Origin of the sequence: Rhodobacter sp. CZR27, from assembly GCF_002407205.1 — a bacterium.
Classification (GTDB): domain Bacteria; phylum Pseudomonadota; class Alphaproteobacteria; order Rhodobacterales; family Rhodobacteraceae; genus Cereibacter_A.
On sequence record NZ_CP023549.1, the window covers coordinates 451,784 to 470,000 of the forward strand.

An 18,217-nucleotide genomic window follows, 5' to 3' on the forward strand; every position below is an offset into this window, starting at 1 on the left:
GTGCTTGAGGTTTGTCCTTGTCCGATCCGTCGCCCGATTGCCCGATCTGCCAATCGCCCGGCCCGCTGGCCGCCCCGCGACATGTCGGAAGCTGGTCTAACCTGACCTCGGCAGAGCAATTCCAGCTGCTGGCAAAAATGGGAGAAGCCCTTGCCGCGGGAGCCAGGGGCTTTGCCGTCACGACCGAGCACGGCCACTTTGTCCTGCGTGAGACACAAGCCAGTGTCAGCCGCCTCGCCACCGGCGCCGATGACCCCCTGCTGCCGCTGATCGCAGAAGGAATCGACCGCGCCGACAGCGTCGATCTGGCGGTGGCCTTCGCCATGGAGTCCGGCGTCCAGCTCGTCGAGCCCTGGTTCCGCGACCTGCTCGGCCGCGGCGGTCGGCTGCGGATCGTCGTCGGCGACTACATGGACGTGACCGAGCCGGCGGCGCTGAGTCGGCTGGCCGATCTCGAGGGCGCACAGCTGCGGGTGTTCGAAACCGGCACCGGGTCGTTCCATCCGAAGGCCTGGCTCTTCCGCGCCACCGACCGGCAGGGGTCGGCGATCGTCGGCAGCTCCAACCTGTCGCGAACGGCGCTGACCAGCGGTATCGAATGGAACCTGCATTCCGAAGGCGCCGCCGACGTTGTGGCCACGGCCTTCGAGGCGCTGCTGGCCCATCCGCAGACGCGGCCGCTGACGCCCGACTGGATCACCGCCTATGCCGCCCGGCGCCGCGCCACACCATTGACCGATCTCGCGCAGCGCATCGTGTCGGATGAACCGCACGCGCCGCCGCCCGAGCCGCACCCCATCCAGCGCGCCGCCCTGGCCGCGCTGGCGGCGACCCGGCGGGCGGGCCACTGCACCGGTCTCGTCGTGCTGGCGACCGGCCTCGGCAAGACCTGGCTCGCCGCGTTCGACAGCCGGCCCTTCTCCCGGGTCCTCTTCGTCGCGCATCGCGAGGAGATCCTGACCCAGGCCATGTCCTCCTTTCGCCGCGTCCGCCCCGAGGCGCGGTTCGGCCGTTACGACGGCACCCAGAAGGACGATGGCGCCGAGATCCTCTTCGCCTCGATCCAGACCCTGGGTCGGGCCAACCACCTGCGCCGCTTCGCGCCGGACACCTTCGACTACATCGTGGTGGACGAATTCCACCACGCCTCGGCAGCCAGCTATCGCCGCCTGCTGGATCACTTCACCCCGCGGTTCCTGCTGGGCCTGACCGCCACGCCGGATCGGTCGGACGGGGCCGATCTGCTGGCGCTCTGTGGGGACAACCTCGTCTATCACTGCGATCTCTTCGAAGGGATCGAGGCTGGACTCCTGTCGCCCTTCCGCTACCTCGGCGTGCCGGACGAGGTGGACTATGCCCAGATCCCGTGGCGGTCGAACCAGTTCGACCCCGAGGCGCTGGAGGCGGCACTGGCGACCGAAGCCCGCGCTCGCAACGCCCTCGACCAGTTCCACCGCCATCGCGACGGCCCGGCGATCGGCTTCTGCTGCTCGGTGCGGCACGCCGAATTCATGGCGGCCTTCTTCCAGGCGCACGGCCTGCGGGCCGTCGCCGTCCATTCCGGCCCCGGATCGGCGCCGCGGGCGACCTCGCTCGACCGGCTGGGCCGCGGCGAGATCGACATCCTCTTCGCGGTCGACATGTTCAACGAGGGCGTCGACGTGCCGAGCATCGGCACGGTGATGATGCTGCGCCCGACCGAAAGCGTGATCCTCTGGCTCCAGCAACTGGGCAGGGGGCTGCGGCGGGTCGAGGGCAAGCTCTTGCGCGTCATCGACTACATCGGCAACCACCGCGTCTTCCTGACCAAGCTGCGCGCGCTGCTTGTGGCTGGCCCCGGCGACCGATCTCTGGCCCAGCGGCTGGAGCAGGCGGCTTCCGGCACGCTGGCGCTGCCGCCGGGATGCAGCGTCACCTACGATCTGCGGGTGATCGAGATCCTGCGCGATCTCCTGCGGCCGAAGTCGGGGATGGAGGACCTCGAGGCGCAATACCGCGACTTCCGCCTGCGCCACGGCCAGCGCCCGACGGCGGCCGAGATCGCCCGCATGGGTTTCGACCCGGCACGATCCGGGCATGGCAGCTGGTTCGACTTCGTGCGCGACATGGGCGATCCGGTCGATCCGCGTGCGCAGACCACGGTTGCGGGGTTGCTGCGGCAGATCGAGACCGACCGGGCACTGACGCCCCAGGCGATCGCGGCGCTGGAAACCCTCCGCCCTGGCCGAAGCGCGTCGGAGGAAGGGCTGGCCTATTGGGCCCTGAACCCGCTCCTGCGCCGCGACGGGAGCCGCCTGACCCTGACCCGACCGGACCCGGACGGCACCGCGGCGGCGATGATCGCCGAACTGCTCGAGTGGCGCGCCGGGCAACTGCGGGAACCCGTGCTGCAAGAGCCTGCGACACCGTTCATCACGGCGGGTCCCGAGCTCTGGCGCGAGTACTTGCGCGAGGCGATCCCGCCGCTCTTCGGCGCCAACTTCAACACCGGCAGCTGGAACGCCGGGATTGTACGGCTGGGACACGACCTAATCCTGTTGACGACCCTGAAGAAGGGCAGCCTCTCCGCTGGCAACCACTACGAGGACCGCTTCCTCGCGCCCGACCGCATGCAGTGGCAAAGCCAGACCCAAACCCGTCGTGACAGCCAGATCGGCAGGATGCTGGCCGGAACCGAGCCCGGCACGCGCGTCCACCTCTTTGTCCGATCAGGGAAGCTCAGAAACGGCAAGGCGGCTCCGTTTCTCTATTGCGGCCAGCCCAAGTTCCTCGGCTGGGAAGGCGAAAAACCGATTACCGTCACCTGGCGCCTGAAGGAGCCCGTTCCCCCGCACATGTGGCCCGGGCTCGGCATCGCCTCGGACTGAGGCCCCCTCACACATTGCTGCCAATGTCTCGCAGACACGCCCACCATCCAGGGGCGCCCCCAGTGTCCGGACGAGAAGGGCGGAGAGCGGCCTGTCGCCGCTGCCGCATCGCATCCACAGAATTTAACGATACCGGCAACTCGCACCCACGGTGTGGGTAGCAGCTCAGCGCCCATCTCGGCGTGTACGGGCGTCTACCGCACTGACACCAGAGGGCTTGCAAGATTCGGTGATGTACGACCAGCGGATCCGAGTTAATAGTCGCTTATGCGCTTCTTCGCCAACGGCCCCTCAATTCCAGATGATCTCTTGATCGCGCGCGACGCGGGCGACGTCATCTTTTTCTGCGGCGCAGGAGTTTCCCGCCACCGCGCAAACCTTCCGGATTTTCTCAAGTTAGGCGGCGATGTCATCGATCTCCTTGGAGCCAGCGAAAGAAGCCTCGCCCGCAAGCTGTTCCACCGAATTAAGGGACTTGACCCGATTAACGGCGTCGGCGGGCTCATCGCCACGGATCGCATCTTCAGCCTGCTTGAACGCGAGTTCGAGAAGCGCGATGTCTACAATGCCGTAGCGCGTGCCATTCAGCCGCCGAACGATCCAGACCTCAGCGCGCATCAGATTCTGATAGACCTGTCTCGCGGCCGAGATGGCACGGTCCGTTTGATCACCACCAATTTCGACCTGCTGTTCGAGTTGGCGGCTCCCGACATAGCCTGCTCCGGACCGCCGGTGCTACCCGATCCCCGTGGCGCCGGCTTCGGCGGGATTGTTCATCTCCACGGCCGCGTGAATGCCGACTACTCAGGTCCGGGCGACGAGGAGTTCATCGTCTCCAGTGCCGACTTTGGCCGCGCTTATCTATCCGATGGCTGGGCGGCCCGCTTCATGCAGTCGCTGCTTGCGCGCTACCAGATCGTCTTCGTCGGCTACGGCGCCGACGATCCACCCGTCCAGTATCTGCTCGAAGCGCTCAATCTCCACGCAGGTAGTCGTAGCCGGCTGTTCGCATTCCAGCCGGGGAACAATGCCGACGATGCCGCGCTTTGGGAGCACCGCGGCGTACGAGCTATCCCGTTCGATAACAGCCAAGGCTATGACCCGCTTTGGAATAGCCTTGCGGCTTGGGCGGAGCGCGCGCGTAATGTCGATGGCTGGTATGCCAAGCTACTCGAAACCGCGGCTGCGGGACCCGCCGCACTCGATCCGCATATCCGTGGTCAAATCGCCCATGTATTCTCGACCCGAGAGGGCGTTCGGCGTGTGAGCGTCGCTGACACGCCTCTACCGGCATCATGGCTGCTCGCGCTCGATCCGCGCCAACGCTTCGACAAACCGGGTCCCATCGATCCTTACGGTGAGGTCAGCGGGCGGATCGATCCCTATGAAAGCCTATCGCTCGACTTCGACACACCGCCGCGGCCAGTTGACGGAGACAATGACTTTCAAGAGCGCCAAGTGCCCGAAGACTCGTGGAGCGCCTTCGCGCCAACACGTTTCGATCAGGAGGATGCGCCGACTACTGGAGTCGGCCATTTCTGTGGCGGCGAAGCGAACACTAGCGGAGCGCTCAGCACGCGCCTCGGCCACCTCGGCATCTGGTTCCACCGCGTCGCCCATCAGCCGATTGCTCTGTGGTGGGCCGCGGCGCGTGGTCCCCTCCACCCTCGCGTATCTGAGGTGATCGACGCCGCGCTCCGCCAGGAACCAAACCGCTGGCCCGACGACATTTGGCGCGGCTGGCGCTACCTGATCGAGAATTGGTCCGATCGCCGGGCGGAACCCGACCAAGGCTATTTCGAGCTCGGTCAGCTGGTCGCGCGCGAGGGCTGGTCAGAAGCGCGAGTGCGTGAGTATGCGCAGCTGTTTCTCCCTAGGCTGAAGGTCACTCGTAGGTTCGACGCGCAGCATCCTCTCATCTGGACCGACAGCGACCGGCCGAATCCGGTAGTCTATTACGATGTCGACTATCCGCATCCGTACGAACTGCTGCCGATACCCGACGAGCAGCTCGCTTACGCCGTAACGCGCTTTCGCGAGAACCTCGACTTGGCCCGTTCCTTGGAGGCCGAAATCTCCGGCCACGACTATGTCTATATGGAGACGACACGGCAGGACGACGGCGCCCCTCCGATTGCCTACGATAGTTTTGGCATCACTGGTCTGATCGCGCTGTTCCTCCAGCTTATGGAACGACTGGTGGAAATTGCGCCCGAGCGCGCGCGTGGCGAGATCGCCCTTTGGTCAGGAGGCGACCACTATATCTTCGGCCGTCTGCGCATCTGGGCAGCGAGCAAGAGGATCGTCTCAGCAACAGAGGCGGCGGACATTTTGCTCGGCTTTCCCGACAGTATATTCTGGGGCTCTGAGCAGCAGCGCGACCTTCTCTACGCGATCCGCGACCGATGGCCCGATTTTTCGCCAGAGGATCGATCTCGAGTAGAGCAGCGCATCCTAACCTCCTCCTTCCCTTGGCCCGAGAGCACGCCCGGCGGAAAGGCGCGGGCCGAGGCTCATCGTCGGCTCGATCGTTTGCATTGGCTTTCGCGCCAAGGGCTAACGTTCTCATTCGACGTCGAAGCGGAAATGGCTGCGCTTCGTCGGATTGCGGAAGGATGGTCAGAGCGCTCCGGTGAGGAAGCCGCAAACTCGCATGCGCCGGTCGTTCGAAGCGTTGGAACGGAAGCGGATCCGCAGGTGCTCTACAATGTGCCGATCGGCGAGATCCTTGAGCGCGCTCGAGAAGCTAGCCGCATTGACGTCTTCGAAAGTTTCGATCGCCGCCCATTCGCTGGCCTGGCCGAGGATAGGCCCACCCGCGCGCTCGCGGCGCTCACCGATGCCGCGCGCCAAGGGGATGTCCCGGTCTCCTTCTGGAAGGCCTTCCTCTACGCCGAGAAGCGCAAGACCGACAGGGCGCGGCTCGTAAGAGCGATCGGCGGCCGTCTTGCATCCTTGCCGCCTGCTAGCCTCAGCACCATCGCCTATCCAGTGACCGAATGGCTGCAAGGCTTGGGTGAGCGGCTATTCGGCGAGCTCACTGGTGTTCTGGACCGCTTGTGGGACCCGCTGATGGCTGCACTTCCTCTGCGGGACGACGACCGCAAGCACCGCGTCGATAGCAGTTGGGCGAACGACGCGCTGAACGCTCCCGCCGGCAAGCTCGCCAGCCTTCTGATGAAGGACCCATCGAGCAAAGGCCGGGATCCTGGCCAAGGCTTCTCCGAGGCGTGGACACGCCGTTACGAGCAGTTGCTTGTGCTGCCCGGCGATATGCGCCGCCATGCGCTCGTGATGCTCGGTTTCCAAATCAACTGGCTGTTCAACATTGCACCCGACTGGACCACGGCGAACTTGCTGAAAGTGGTGGATGACGAGGGCGAGGACGGAGACGCTCTGTGGGATGGCATCCTCTGGGCAGCAAGGGTGCCGAGCCGAGCGCTTTACGCACGCCTGAAGGCGGGACTTCTCGCGCGGGCCAAATCGCCAAAGCGTCGTCGCGCCGAGGCTAATGTCATCGCTGGCTTACTGCTGAGCGGCTGGAGCGATGACGCTGGCGCCAAACCGCCCGAACAGCTCGTCACGAGCGCCGAGCTTCGCGAGATCCTCATCGAGAGCGATGACGACCTACGAGGGCAGGTGCTGCAGCATTTAGAGCACTGGTCGGCTGATCCTGAGTCCAAGTGGCGTGCGCGCCTAATCCCGTTCCTCACAGACGTCTGGCCGAGGCACCGAGCGGTACGGACGCCGGAAATGTCGATCCGGCTCGCCAATCTCGTCTTTGCGAGCGGCGACCTGTTTGCAGAGCTTGTGCAAGTGGTCCTGCCAAAGTTAGTGCCAGTCAGGGGCGGAATGCTGCACGCTTTCGTGGGCCGCACGGATGCCAAGGGTCATCCAGTGTTGATCTATCCCACCGCCACTCTGGACCTCCTCTGGGCAATCCTCGCCGAGGACCCGACGCTCTGGCCGTACAAAACCGAGGAGATTCTCGCCGTTCTTGCCGAGGCAGGCGAAACAAAGGCCGATCCCCGCCTGTCAGAACTACGGCGCCGGTGAGCCTATTAAAAGAAGGGCGGAAAGCGGACTTGCGGCAGGTCAAGAATGATGCGCCACGCCCCGAAAGCGGGCCTCAGCCTGCTGATATCTTGGCCGACGGTCAGCAAGAGATCAGCGTCAACGCAGCCTTCAGCCACCGAATAAGGATCTCGCTTTGTGTTTCGCGCCTTTTCGTGATAGATATGATGAATGCGCGGGATCAGTCACACATCATGTGGAGACTACGAGAATAGCAAAGAAGCCAGGAGGCGGCAGTTATTGCAGCGCGATCAGCGGTCACTGTGTGACGGAGAAGCACGGTAAGACAAGCCGCAAGATGACCGTAATGGAACCGCGAGGCGGCGGATAACTGGGCCGGCAGCGCTGTATTGCGGTGGCCCGTAATTTATGGCGTATGCCAATTGCAGTCCCGCAAGATCGTTCAGGAATCCTGAAGGACTCAGCAGTCACCAGCTAAACAGATTGCGGCGGGGTGTAAGTTTAGTGAAATGTCAATGAGTAAGTGAAGAAATCCGGAGCGCTTCTCCGATCACTTTGGCGTATCTTCGGAAGCGGTTGCCAAGGCCGGGGTGCTCGATCCGACGCTGAATGTTGATACGCGTCTGTTCATCGACCCTCTAATGCTTGACAAGAGCAGCCACCCAGAAATCGCAGAAGGGTCGCGGAGAACATACGAGCAGCATTTCACGACCATTATAAAGTTTCTGAGCAAGGCGACCGGGCCAACCGATGTTGCCTGGCGTAGCGCGCAGCGCCTGCTGTCCTTCCCCGAGATCAAGTGGACCTGCCTAGGATACGGTGCTGAGTCCGTGTCGGGCAGTGGATCGGGCACAAACATGACCGGCCAATTCATCGAGACGGCTCGGCAAATCGTCTCGTTGGGCGTGGACGATCCCGACCTTTTCGTTGCGATGGCGCTGTTTGAAGAAGGCGTCGGCCCAGATCGCATCAGCGATATGACGACGAACGTCATCCTAGGCGATCTGCTTCGGTTCAATACGCGTGTGCTCGCCGAATTAGGCGTACCCGGGAAGCCGATGCAGCTCAGGCTTCGCAACGGTAAGGCCTACGAGGCCACGTTGCCGGTCAACCCATACCTGCCTGATGGCGGGCCGGTCATTCTAGTTCCTGCCGACGTTCTCCGCCATCTCCCCGTGGCCACGGACTGGTCGGAAGTTGCCGACGCAGCCTCGGAAAACGAACAGCTACGAAGCCGAGTGAACGAGCAGATCGCCAAGCTATGGGAAGTCCGGAGCCGCAAGGACAAGGGCAAGTTGCGCCGGTGGGCGCTAACCAGCCGAGAGGAATTCGAGACCTTCCTAGATATGATAAAGGGAGCCAAGCCCCGGCCCTACGACCTATCAGGCGACCCGCTCGGGGAGATGTTCTGGCGCAGGTTGGCAGCGACGCTTGCGGATCAGGTGCCCCTGACGATTAAAAAACCGCCCAGCTTTGATTACGCCGGGGTCGTGAGTGTAGTCGAGCAGATCATCGAGCAATTCCGGTTCCTAGTCGAAGACCGGCGGTTCTCAGAAGAGCTATATCACGCAGGCGAGCCGCGACCGGAGAAGGCTGCGCAGCGTCTTTTTTTCGCTGCCGCCCATGCCTACTGCAAGGCCAACGATCTGGACCTTACACCCGAAGCCGATACCGGCAATGGCCCGGTCGATTTTAAGGTGTCGAAAGGGTACGCGGGCCGGGTGCTGGTCGAGATCAAGCTGTCCCGTAACGGGAAGCTCGTCAGCGGCTATACGAAGCAGCTGGAGGCCTACAAGACTGCAGAAGAAACGTTGCACGGCTTCTATGTCGTAGTCGATGTGGGCCAGATGGGCGAGAAAGACACACGGCTCCTGCAAATTAAGAATGAAGCCGCCGAACGAGGTGAGCAGGTATCTCCTGTCATTTTTGTGGACGGTACCCGACGTGCTTCTGCCAGCAAACTCTGACTTCAGTTTCCAAGGCATTTACACTCGGCGTAAATTCCAGTCAGTGTCGAACACGCGCCCTATAGGGTGCGCTGGCGGCGAACGACCGCTTCAGCGAAGCTGCGCCGCGGAACTCGTGCGCCGACGAACGTCCGTTAAGGGCCGTTCTGGTTCTCGCAACCTCGCGAGGCGCGGCCGGTTTGCTGCCTAAGCCGATACGCGCCTCGCTCCGGGCCGCGGCCGCGGCCGCGGCCGCGTTGCAAGCTCCGGCGTAGATCGAGACCTCCAGCAGGAAAGTTTAATGCAGCACGAGATTCCACACACAGCATGCGTGTGCTGCCGGGACAGAGACGATGTTCAGCCTGGTGCTCGAGATCGGCCAAAGCGAGTGTATGTCGGCGGCAATGAAGCCGAGGACGAGGTGGAGCAGGATGTTGGCGATCGCGACGCCGACGTTGGTGGCGCTAGCGGCAGACACAGGTACTGGTACTAGGAAAGGAGCGGGCCGCGTAGGGAGATGTCGGTTCGGAACAACTGGGTGTGCGTCACAGCGGGTTCTGCCGACCGTCGATCAGGAGGCCCACAACGGAGCGGCTTCAATCAGGATGCTCGCAACCAGGCCGGCGGCCATCAGCTAGGGCAGTCGCTTGCTTCCGGAAGAGGGCAGCGCAAAGGTCAGCAGTTACGCGGCGGGCAGGTGGGCGCTGAACATCGGTAAAACAAGCACCGTGAGGGAAGACTCCGACAGGACACCGCCGCCATTTCAGGCTGGCGAAGAACGCTAGCGGTGGCATGGGCCGGCGCCCGCCGCCTCGCACGGACAGTCCTCCGCCTGTCATGCTGGCTAGTGCCAGTGCTACGCCAAGCGGAGTCGGCACCCACAGGCACGGGATCTGCGGCCATGCGAAGCGCATGGTCCGGGCGGCGGCGCTCCTCGACCACTCAGTCGCCGCTGAGAACGCCTCTTTCCTCAAGATATCTCGCCACAATTCGCCGGATCAGTTCCTGCCGCGTCGGAAGGTCGGATTCCTGTTTACGAACTTCATCAAGCGCGGCCGCCATGTCGAGCGGGAGGCGCAACATGATATTCTCACCCTCTGCTCGCGGGCGCCCGATCTTCGCCATGCAGTTCGCCTCTTGACATGGATTATTTATTTATATATTTTAGTCTGGCAGGCAGGAGATGCAAGCTCCCACCTGCCAACCAGAGCCCAATCTTCTGAGGAGATGGAACCATGGCTGAGAAAAGCCCTATCACGCTCGCCGGCGGTGTCAAAGCGCCCGGGCCTCACGCGGCCCCGCCCGCTCCGGCGCCGCTGCCGCGCGTATCGCCCGCGCATCTGGCATTCGTTGCGCTGAAGACGGCGCTCGTCGACGCCATCGACGCCGAGGAGTTCCTGGCCGGACCGCACTCGCACGATCCGGCCTGCCCCGCGCTCGCCGATGACGCGAGCCGAGCCGTCGACCGCGCGATGGATGCGGCGCATCTCGCGGGTCAGGCTCCTGTCCTGCTTCGCTCCGACGGTCCGCTCGTCCTGATGGCTCGGCTCATGCACTGCATCCTCGCGACCAACGAGCTCGCCGAACGCGAGCGCCTGCAGGCCTGCCTCGCGGTGAGCCTTCCCCTTCTCGGGCTGGATACCCGCGGGCGGATCGGCCGCGCCGCCGAGGATCTCATCCATGTCACGATCGATCACATGGGCACGCTCTGCCGGCTGCTGAACGATCCGGACACGGGTCCGAGCAATGAGTCCGACGCGGGCGTCATCGCCTGCGCAGCCTGAGAGAACGCAGCCGCCGCCCGCCAACCGGTTCGCGAGCCCGCACCACTTGGCGGGCACTGGTCAGCAGGCCCGGGAGGCTCTCCGGATTTCGGGCGAGCGCGACGATCCTGAATTCCGCAATCTTCCAGAGTCCCGGGCACCGTTTGCCGCCGTCCCTCGTCCGCAATATCCGGATTTCGCTTTCCCGTTTCTGTTTTCTCGAGGAGCGGCATCCGCGCCGCCCTTCGCTCTCCTGCCCCCTCACCTGCCAGAAGGACATACATCTTCAACGACCGAACAATCCTGATTTCCGGCGTTCCGGAACCCATCCATCCCGGCCCGCTCCACCCGCAGTGGATCGAGGCCGCCGAGGCCAAGGGCTTCACCCTGATCACTCGGGTGCGCGATCACCAGCACGTCGTGCTCGAATGCAAGATCTGCGGCGGCCGGACGGTGGTGCGGACCAACGTGCTGACGAGCCATCAGCCAAGCTGCGCCGACTGCCTGAAGGCGCGCTGGACCGGTCCGGCGGAAGCCGCCGGGCTCACCTTCCTCCGCCGCGACAAGGGGAACCGCGCCTACGGCTACTACCGCGCGCCTTGCGGCCACGAAGTGCGGCGCCAACGCGAACTGGTCGAGCGGATGGCGCGTGGCGAGACCGGCGTCCGCTGCGAGACCTGCCACGCGGCGAAGGTAGCCGCCGAGGCGGAGCGGCGGGGCTGGCAGCTCGTGGGCCCGGACCTGCAAGGTGACCCGAGCTACCGGCTCTACCGCCACACCTGCGGCCACGAGCAGCGCGTGGCGCGGGTCAACATGGGTTCGGGACGGTTCACCTGCGGCGGCTGCGGGCTGGCCTGGCCAGCGGCGCCGAACAACCTCTATGTCCTGCGCTTCGGCCTCGCCGATGGCGGCGTCGCGGTGAAGCTCGGTCATTCCAACAACGTCGAGAGCCGGCTGCACGACCAGCTGCAGCTGCGCCGCGACCTGCCGGCCGAGATCCTGCAGGTGGTGCCGATGCCGAGCGGTGCCGCAGCGCTCCGGACCGAGAAGCGGCTGCACGCCGCCCTGAGGCGCCGCTGCCCCTGGGCGGTGCTGCCGGCCGAGCGCTTCCGCGGCGTGATCAACGTCAAGACCGAGATCTATGACGCGGCGCTCGAGCCGATCCTCCTCGCGGCGCTCGACGCGGTCAAGGCCGGGCTGCGCCGCCGCCGCTCCCGCCGCCGCGGCGCCTGATCTCACGAACTTCCGCATTTTCGCCGGGCGGTCCCGGCGCTCCCGGTCCGGCATCGCGTCGGGCCGGCCTTTTCCGGATTTTCTGCCGAGGTGTTTTCCGATGACCCAGCCTGTCTTGCCCGTCACCCTGCCCTTCCCTTCGCCCCAGATTGCGGAAGTCTTCGCCGTGCATCTCGCGCTCGATCCGCCGCTTCCCGAGGAGCTGCCCGAACTCGGCGCACCGGACCCGGAGGACCGGCCGCGCTTTGGCCGGCTGGCGTCCGACCCCGAGCCTCCCACCGCCGCCCTCGCGGCGCCACGCGACAGCGGCGCGGGGCTGCGGGCGGTGTCGCGCCGCGAGGCGGTGACGCTCCTGATGCTCGCCGGCCTCGCCGCGACGCTGGCGGAGATCGACATCGCCCGCCTGTTCCGCCCGGGCACGCTGACCCTGCTCCGCCCGCCCGCGCCCGGCTTCGAGAAGCCGCTCGAGGAGGCGGTGACGCTGCGGCTGCTGCGCCACCTTCGCGCCCGTGCCGGGCTGCCCGAGGACGAGGCGCCGGATCCGAAGCTCCGGAGCTTCGCGGCGAAGGGCGGAACCAGCCCGCGGGACACGGCGACCGAGAAGCGGCGGTTTCGCGAGCAGCTCGCGGGCCTCGTCGAAGCCGGTCACCCGCTGATCCTGGTCACCGCCGAGCCCGACCTGCCGGACGGCGATCTCGCGGCCCTCGCGAACCTCACGCTGCAGCTGCCGCGCCTGTCGCCCGACCTCGTGCTCGAGGTGCTGAGCCGCACCCACCGGGGCAGCTTCGAGGAAGCCGAGGTCCGGGCGCGCCTGCCCGACCGCGAGGCGCTGGCGCGGCTCGGTGCGCTGCAGATCACGGCGGCTTTCGCTCTGGCCGAGGCCACCGAGGTGGCGGACCGGCTGAGCGAGATCGCCCACGCCGGCCTCGAGGTGCCGCGGGTGACGCTCGACGACCTCCAGGGCCAGCCGGAGGCGGTGACGGTGCTGCGCCGAATGGCGGCCGATCTCGCCGCCTGGCGGGCGGGCAGCCTGCCCTGGTCGCAGGTGACGGCCTCGGCGCTGCTGGCCGGCCCGCCGGGCGTCGGCAAGACGATGGCCGCCGAGGCGCTCGCCGGATCGGCCGGCGTGCCGCTGATTGCCACCAGCTACAGCGCCTGCCAGAAGATGGGCCACCAGGGCGATGCCCTGGCCGAGCTGAACGCGCGGGTGGAAGAGGCCATCGGCAGGGCGCCGTCAGTGTTCTTCATCGACGAAGTGGATTCCTATGAGACCCGCGGCGGCACCGACCATTCCAGCAAATACCAGAGGGGCATCGTCAACGGCCTGCTCGAGCAGCTGTCGCGGCTGGCGCTGGCCGAAGGGGTCATCGTCATCGCGGCGACCAACTTCCCCGAGATCGTCGACCCGGCGGTCACCCGCTCGGGCCGCCTCGACCTGAAGGTCGCCATGACCCTGCCGGACCGGCAGGGCCTGGAAGACCTGCTGCGGGCGGAACTGGCCCGGCTCGGCGCCGTGCCGGAGATCGCGGTCGAGGCGATCACCGCCCTCGCCCGGCGGCTGGTCGGTTGCAGCGGCGCCGACGTGGCGGCGCTGGTGCGCGATGCGGCTGGCCGGGCGCGCGCCGCTGGCCGGGGCCTCACCGCCGCCGATCTCGCCGCGTCGGCCGAGCGGCTGTCCCCGCCCGCCGATCCCGCGTTCGAGCGCCGCGCGGCGCTGCACGAGGCCGGGCACCTGGTGGTCGGCCACCTCACAGACCTGCCGCCGGCGACGCTCGCCCGCCTGACGCCGCACGGCGGCCTGGTCGAGCGCCCGTTCCTGCCGGTCTACACCCTCCCGACGGCAAAGGCGCGGCTGGCCTGCCTGATGGCCGGCCGGGTCGCCGAGCGGCTGGTTCTCGGCGCACCCTCGAGCGGCGCCGGCGCGGGACCGGCCAGCGATCTGGCGCAGGCGACGCGGCTGGCGCTCGACATGGAGACCGCCTGGCGGCTCGCGGAGGACGATGGCGAACGCAGCGGCGGTCTCTCCTGGCACGACCCGGACCGGGTGGACCTCCGCGCCGATCCCACGCTCCGCGCCCGCGTCGAGGCGCGGCTCGGAGCGGCGGAGGCGGAAGCGACCCGGCTGATCCGAGGCCACCTCGACGACCTGCAGCGGATGGCCGCGGCCCTGCTGCGCGAGCGCGAGCTCGATGCAGGCCGGATCGCCGAGGTGCTCACGCCGCTGGCGCGACGGGCGCCGGACGACGAGACGGCCTCGCCCGCCATCCGCCCGTCCAAGCCGGACGGCACCGGCAGGACGGCCCGACCCGACGCCCCTCCGCTCCATCCGGAAGTCGGAGGCCGGATCGCCCCGCCCGACGTCCCTCCGCTCGCCCCACCGGACGGCGGCGAAGTTCTCCGTGTCCCGGCCTCGATCGGCAATCAGGCTCCTGAGGGATCCGCGTGAGACGGCAGCGGGAGCCCGACCCGGGGTTTAGCCATCACTCTTCGTTCCTCACAGCGATCCGCCTGAGGCTGCGGCGGAACCTGTCGCGGGAGGGGTCGCCGCAAATCATTGTTTTCCGACGATTTCCGGCAGCGGGCGGGGAGGTTTTCCACAGGCTTGGCGATCCCGAGACGGAATCGCCGCTTCGCGGCACCGCGGGCTGGGGTAAACTGGAGGCAAGGGAGCGGGTCCTCGATCCCCTCCCCAGCAGACCCTCAGACCCGCGAACGGACGCCCGTTCGCCGCAAGCGGAGCATCTCGGCCGATGGCCCGAGCACGGAAGACGCATGCCCGATCCAGGGCCGGAGCCGACGCGCCGGCGACGGGCGGCAGCGTTTCTGCCCCGCCGCCCGCCGATGCGCCACCGGAACGCCTGACGGAGGCGGCCTACAGGGCAGCCGCGTCGGAGCGCTTCACGGACTTTCTCCGCGCGTTGGCCCGGGAGGCGGCCCGGGCCGATCATCTCCGGGCTGGGGGGGCCGGGGAGGGGAAGCGGTAAGAGCGACAACGATGAGGCATGGCGCTGCTGCAGGAACTTGTCGGAGCCGTGCCGGGAAGATCCGCGGATGTCGAACACTCCGCACCCGTTGCTTGCCGGACCAGATGCAAATGATGATCATGGGTCCGAAGAGCGAACCGGATCCAGACGAAGGAGCCTCGCCATGAGCAAGGGCAATCGCGTGGCGATCTACGCCCGCTTCTCGACCGACCTGCAGCGGGAGGCCTCGATCGAGGACCAGCTGGTATCCTGCCGCGAGGCGGCGCTGCGGCAGGGCTGGCAGGTCGTAGCCGAGTATAGCGACCGCGCGACCTCCGGTGCCAGCATGTTCCGCGCCGGGATCGAGGCGCTGCAGCGCGACGCGAAGGCCGGCCGGTTCGACATCGTGCTGTCGGAGGGCATGGACCGACTGTCGCGCAAGCTCTCGGACATTTCGCGGTTCCACGAGCGCATGGAACACGCGGGCGTCCGGATCTGGACCATCACCGAGGAAGACGTCGACGACATGAAGATCGGGCTCAAGGGCACGATGAACGCGATGCAGCTGCGCGACATCGCGCTGAAGACCCGGCGCGGCCAGCGCGGCCGGGTGCGGCAGGGCAAGGTCGCGGGCGGCAATTCCTATGGCTACGACGTCGTCGCGGGACCCGCGGACGGCAAGGGTCGGACCGAGGGCGGTGAGCGCGCGATCAACCCGGGCAAGGCCGCGGTGGTGCGCCGGATCTTCGAGGACTACGCGCGCGGCCTGTCACCGAGAAGGATCGCCGAGGCGCTGAACACGGAAGGCATTCCGGGACCCCGGGGCCGCGCCTGGGGCGCCTCGACGCTGCACGGCAACCGCGAGCGCAGAACCGGGATCCTCAACAACGAGCTCTACATCGGACGGCTGGTCTGGAATCGGCTTCAGTACAGGAAGGATCCGGACACCGGCAAGCGGATGTCGAGGCCGAACGCCGGCGACGTCCTGGTCACCACGGACGTCCCGCATCTGCGGATCGTCGACGACGACCTCTGGCAGCGGGTTCGGGCACGGCAGGGCGCGCTGACGTCAAAGGGAACGCAGGTGGCCGTCTGGGACCGGCGGCGGCCGAAGTTCCTGTTTTCGCGGCTGATGAAGTGCGGCTGCTGCGGCTCCGGCGTCTCGAAGGAAGGGCGGGACGGCTTCAGCTGCTCGGCGGCGCGGAGCAAGGGTGCGGCGGTCTGCACAAACCGGACCGTCATCAAGCAGGCCGACCTGGAAGGCCGGGTGCTGCACGCGCTCGAGCATCACCTGATGGACGAGGCGGCGGTGCGGATCTTCTGCGAGGAATACGCCGCGGAGCGGAACCGGCTGGCGGCGGGTGCCACGGCGAACCGCAAGGGGCTGGAGAAGGAGCTGGCCCAGGTGAAGCGCGACCACGCCAAGCTGGTGGATGCGATCATCGCCGGCGTGCCGGTCGAGCAGGTGAAGGAGCGGATGAACGCGCTCGACGCAAGGCGGAAGGAGCTCGAGCGTCAGCTCTCGGCGGAGGCCGCGCCGGACCCGGTGCGGTTCCACCCGTCGATGTCGGGCGCCTACCGCGAGCGGATCGGGGCGCTGATCCGGGCGCTGCGGGAACCGGAGGGGATGGAAGAGGCGAAGGAGGCGATCCGGGCCATGGTGGAGAAGATCGTGCTGACGCCAGTGATGGGGCCTGACGGCAAGACGGAACTGGCGATCGACCTGCACGGGGCGCTGGCGAGCCTCCTGCGCCTGGCGACGGGACTGCCGATGGCCGATGTCCCGCGACGGGCAGCGGGCGGTGCAAATAGCGTCACGGCCTCGGATGGTGTTTCCGAAGCCGTTGAATTTGTTGACAAATTAGTGTTGGTTGCGGGGGCAGGATTTGAACCTGCGGCCTTCAGGTTATGAGCCTGACGAGCTACCGGGCTGCTCCACCCCGCGGCCGTTTTGCGTCTTGAGCGATTGTTTGCTTCTGACGCGGATGATTTTGATCGTTCTGGAGATTTCGTTTCTTTTCAGGTCTGGCGGCGACCTACTCTCCCACGTCTTGAGACGCAGTACCATTGGCGCGACGGCACTTAACGGCCGAGTTCGGGATGGGATCGGGTGTTTTGCTCGTGCTATGGCCACCAGACCGGAGAAGAAACGACAACATCAGGCTTATGCTTGTTCCAGGTCGTGCTGCTTTCTGATCTGGGGCAGAGCGAGGTTTCGAGCCTTGCTGTTACCGGGTCAGATCAAGCCAATCGGGCAATTAGTACCAGTCAGCTGAACGCGTTGCCGCGCTTACACCTCTGGCCTATCGACGTGGTGGTCTTCCACGGCCCTCAAGGGAGACCTTGTTTTGAAGGGGGCTTCCCGCTTAGATGCCTTCAGCGGTTATCCTGTCCGAACATAGCTACCCAGCACTGCCGTTGGCACGACAACTGGTCCACCAGTGGTTCGTTCACCCCGGTCCTCTCGTACTAGGGGCAACTCTTCTCAAGTCTCCTACACCCACGGCAGATAGGGACCGAACTGTCTCACGACGTTCTAAACCCAGCTCACGTACCTCTTTAAATGGCGAACAGCCATACCCTTGGGACCTGCTCCAGCCCCAGGATGAGATGAGCCGACATCGAGGTGCCAAACGATGCCGTCGATATGGACTCTTGGGCATCATCAGCCTGTTATCCCCAGAGTACCTTTTATCCGTTGAGCGATGGCCCTTCCACTCGGGACCACCGGATCACTATGGCCGACTTTCGTCTCTGCTCGACTTGTCAGTCTTGCAGTCAGGCGGGCTTCTGCCATTGCACTCGACGACCGATTTCCGACCGGTCTGAGCCCACCATCGCGCGCCTCCGTTACTGTTTGGGAGGCGACCGCCCCAGTCAAACTACCCACCACGCAGGGTCCCGGATCCGGATGACGGACCGCGGTTAGACATCAAGAATGCGAAGGGTGGTATCTCAAGGTTGGCTCCACGGGAACTGGCGTCCCCGCTTCGATGCCTACCACCTATCCTGCACATCACATTCCTGATGCCAGTGCGAAGCTATAGTAAAGGTTCATGGGGTCTTTCCGTCTAACCGCGGGAAGTGTGCATCTTGACACACAGTTCAATTTCGCTGAGTCCACATCAGAGACAGCGGGGAGATCGTTACGCCATTCGTGCAGGTCGGAACTTACCCGACAAGGAATTTCGCTACCTTAGGACCGTTATAGTTACGGCCGCCGTTTACTGGGGCTTCAATTCAAGGCTTGCACCTCTCCTTTTAACCTTCCAGCACCGGGCAGGCGTCAGACCCTATACGTCGCCTTACGGCTTCGCAGAGCCCTGTGTTTTAAGTAAACAGTCGCCACCCCCTGGTTTGTGCCCCCCGCCCATGCTTGCGCACAGACGGGGCCTCCTTCTCGCGAACTT

The 18,217-nt window shown here is 65.7% G+C and carries 8 protein-coding genes, 1 tRNA gene and 2 rRNA genes (1 of these 11 only partly in view); 7 read left to right on the plus strand and 4 right to left on the minus strand.

Annotation, left to right across the window (positions count from 1 at the left end):
• Window positions 1–17 precede the first annotated feature (17 nt).
• The 3 genes from CK951_RS18195 (at window position 18) to CK951_RS18205 (ending at window position 8,869) form a co-directional block, all read left to right on the plus strand.
• Window positions 18–2,867, plus strand: coding sequence for a DUF3427 domain-containing protein (locus CK951_RS18195; protein ID WP_198402471.1), 2,850 nt, complete (start codon window positions 18–20; stop codon window positions 2,865–2,867).
• 267 nt (window positions 2,868–3,134) lie between these two features.
• Complete coding sequence (locus CK951_RS18200) at window positions 3,135–6,923, plus strand: SIR2 family protein (RefSeq protein WP_096787636.1); 3,789 nt, start codon at window positions 3,135–3,137, stop codon at window positions 6,921–6,923.
• A 569-nt stretch (window positions 6,924–7,492) separates the two neighbouring features.
• Window positions 7,493–8,869 (plus strand): hypothetical protein, encoded by a 1,377-nt coding sequence (locus tag CK951_RS18205; RefSeq protein ID WP_096787637.1) that lies wholly within the window; start codon window positions 7,493–7,495, stop codon window positions 8,867–8,869.
• Window positions 8,870–9,790: 921 nt separating this feature from the next.
• On the opposite strand, the gene CK951_RS18210 is transcribed toward CK951_RS18205, so the two are convergent.
• Entirely contained in the window at window positions 9,791–9,973 is a 183-nt protein-coding gene (locus CK951_RS18210) for a ribbon-helix-helix protein, CopG family (protein WP_096787638.1), read from the minus strand.
• 110 nt (window positions 9,974–10,083) lie between these two features.
• On the opposite strand from CK951_RS18210, the gene CK951_RS18215 reads away from it, so the two are divergent.
• From CK951_RS18215 to CK951_RS22015, 4 genes are all read left to right on the plus strand, one after another.
• On the plus strand, window positions 10,084–10,632 hold the full coding sequence (locus CK951_RS18215; RefSeq protein WP_096787639.1) for a hypothetical protein: 549 nt from the start codon (window positions 10,084–10,086) through the stop codon (window positions 10,630–10,632).
• A 378-nt stretch (window positions 10,633–11,010) separates the two neighbouring features.
• Window positions 11,011–11,844, plus strand: coding sequence for a GIY-YIG nuclease family protein (locus CK951_RS18220; protein WP_096787640.1), 834 nt, complete (start codon window positions 11,011–11,013; stop codon window positions 11,842–11,844).
• Between the two features lie 100 nt (window positions 11,845–11,944).
• Window positions 11,945–14,290, plus strand: coding sequence for an AAA family ATPase (locus CK951_RS18225; protein WP_198402472.1), 2,346 nt, complete (start codon window positions 11,945–11,947; stop codon window positions 14,288–14,290).
• 701 nt (window positions 14,291–14,991) lie between these two features.
• A complete protein-coding gene (locus tag CK951_RS22015) occupies window positions 14,992–16,719 on the plus strand; it encodes a recombinase family protein (RefSeq protein WP_096787955.1) in 1,728 nt (575 codons plus the stop codon).
• Here CK951_RS22015 and CK951_RS18235 read toward each other — a convergent pair.
• The 3 genes from CK951_RS18235 to CK951_RS18245 all read right to left on the minus strand — a co-directional run.
• Window positions 16,676–16,752, minus strand: a tRNA-Met gene (locus tag CK951_RS18235). The two genes, CK951_RS22015 and CK951_RS18235, sit on opposite strands and share 44 nt — an antisense overlap.
• Window positions 16,753–16,830: 78 nt before the next feature.
• Window positions 16,831–16,945, minus strand: a 5S ribosomal RNA gene (gene rrf, locus CK951_RS18240).
• A 99-nt stretch (window positions 16,946–17,044) separates the two neighbouring features.
• A 23S ribosomal RNA gene (locus CK951_RS18245) occupies window positions 17,045–18,217 on the minus strand (it continues 1,695 nt past the right edge of the window).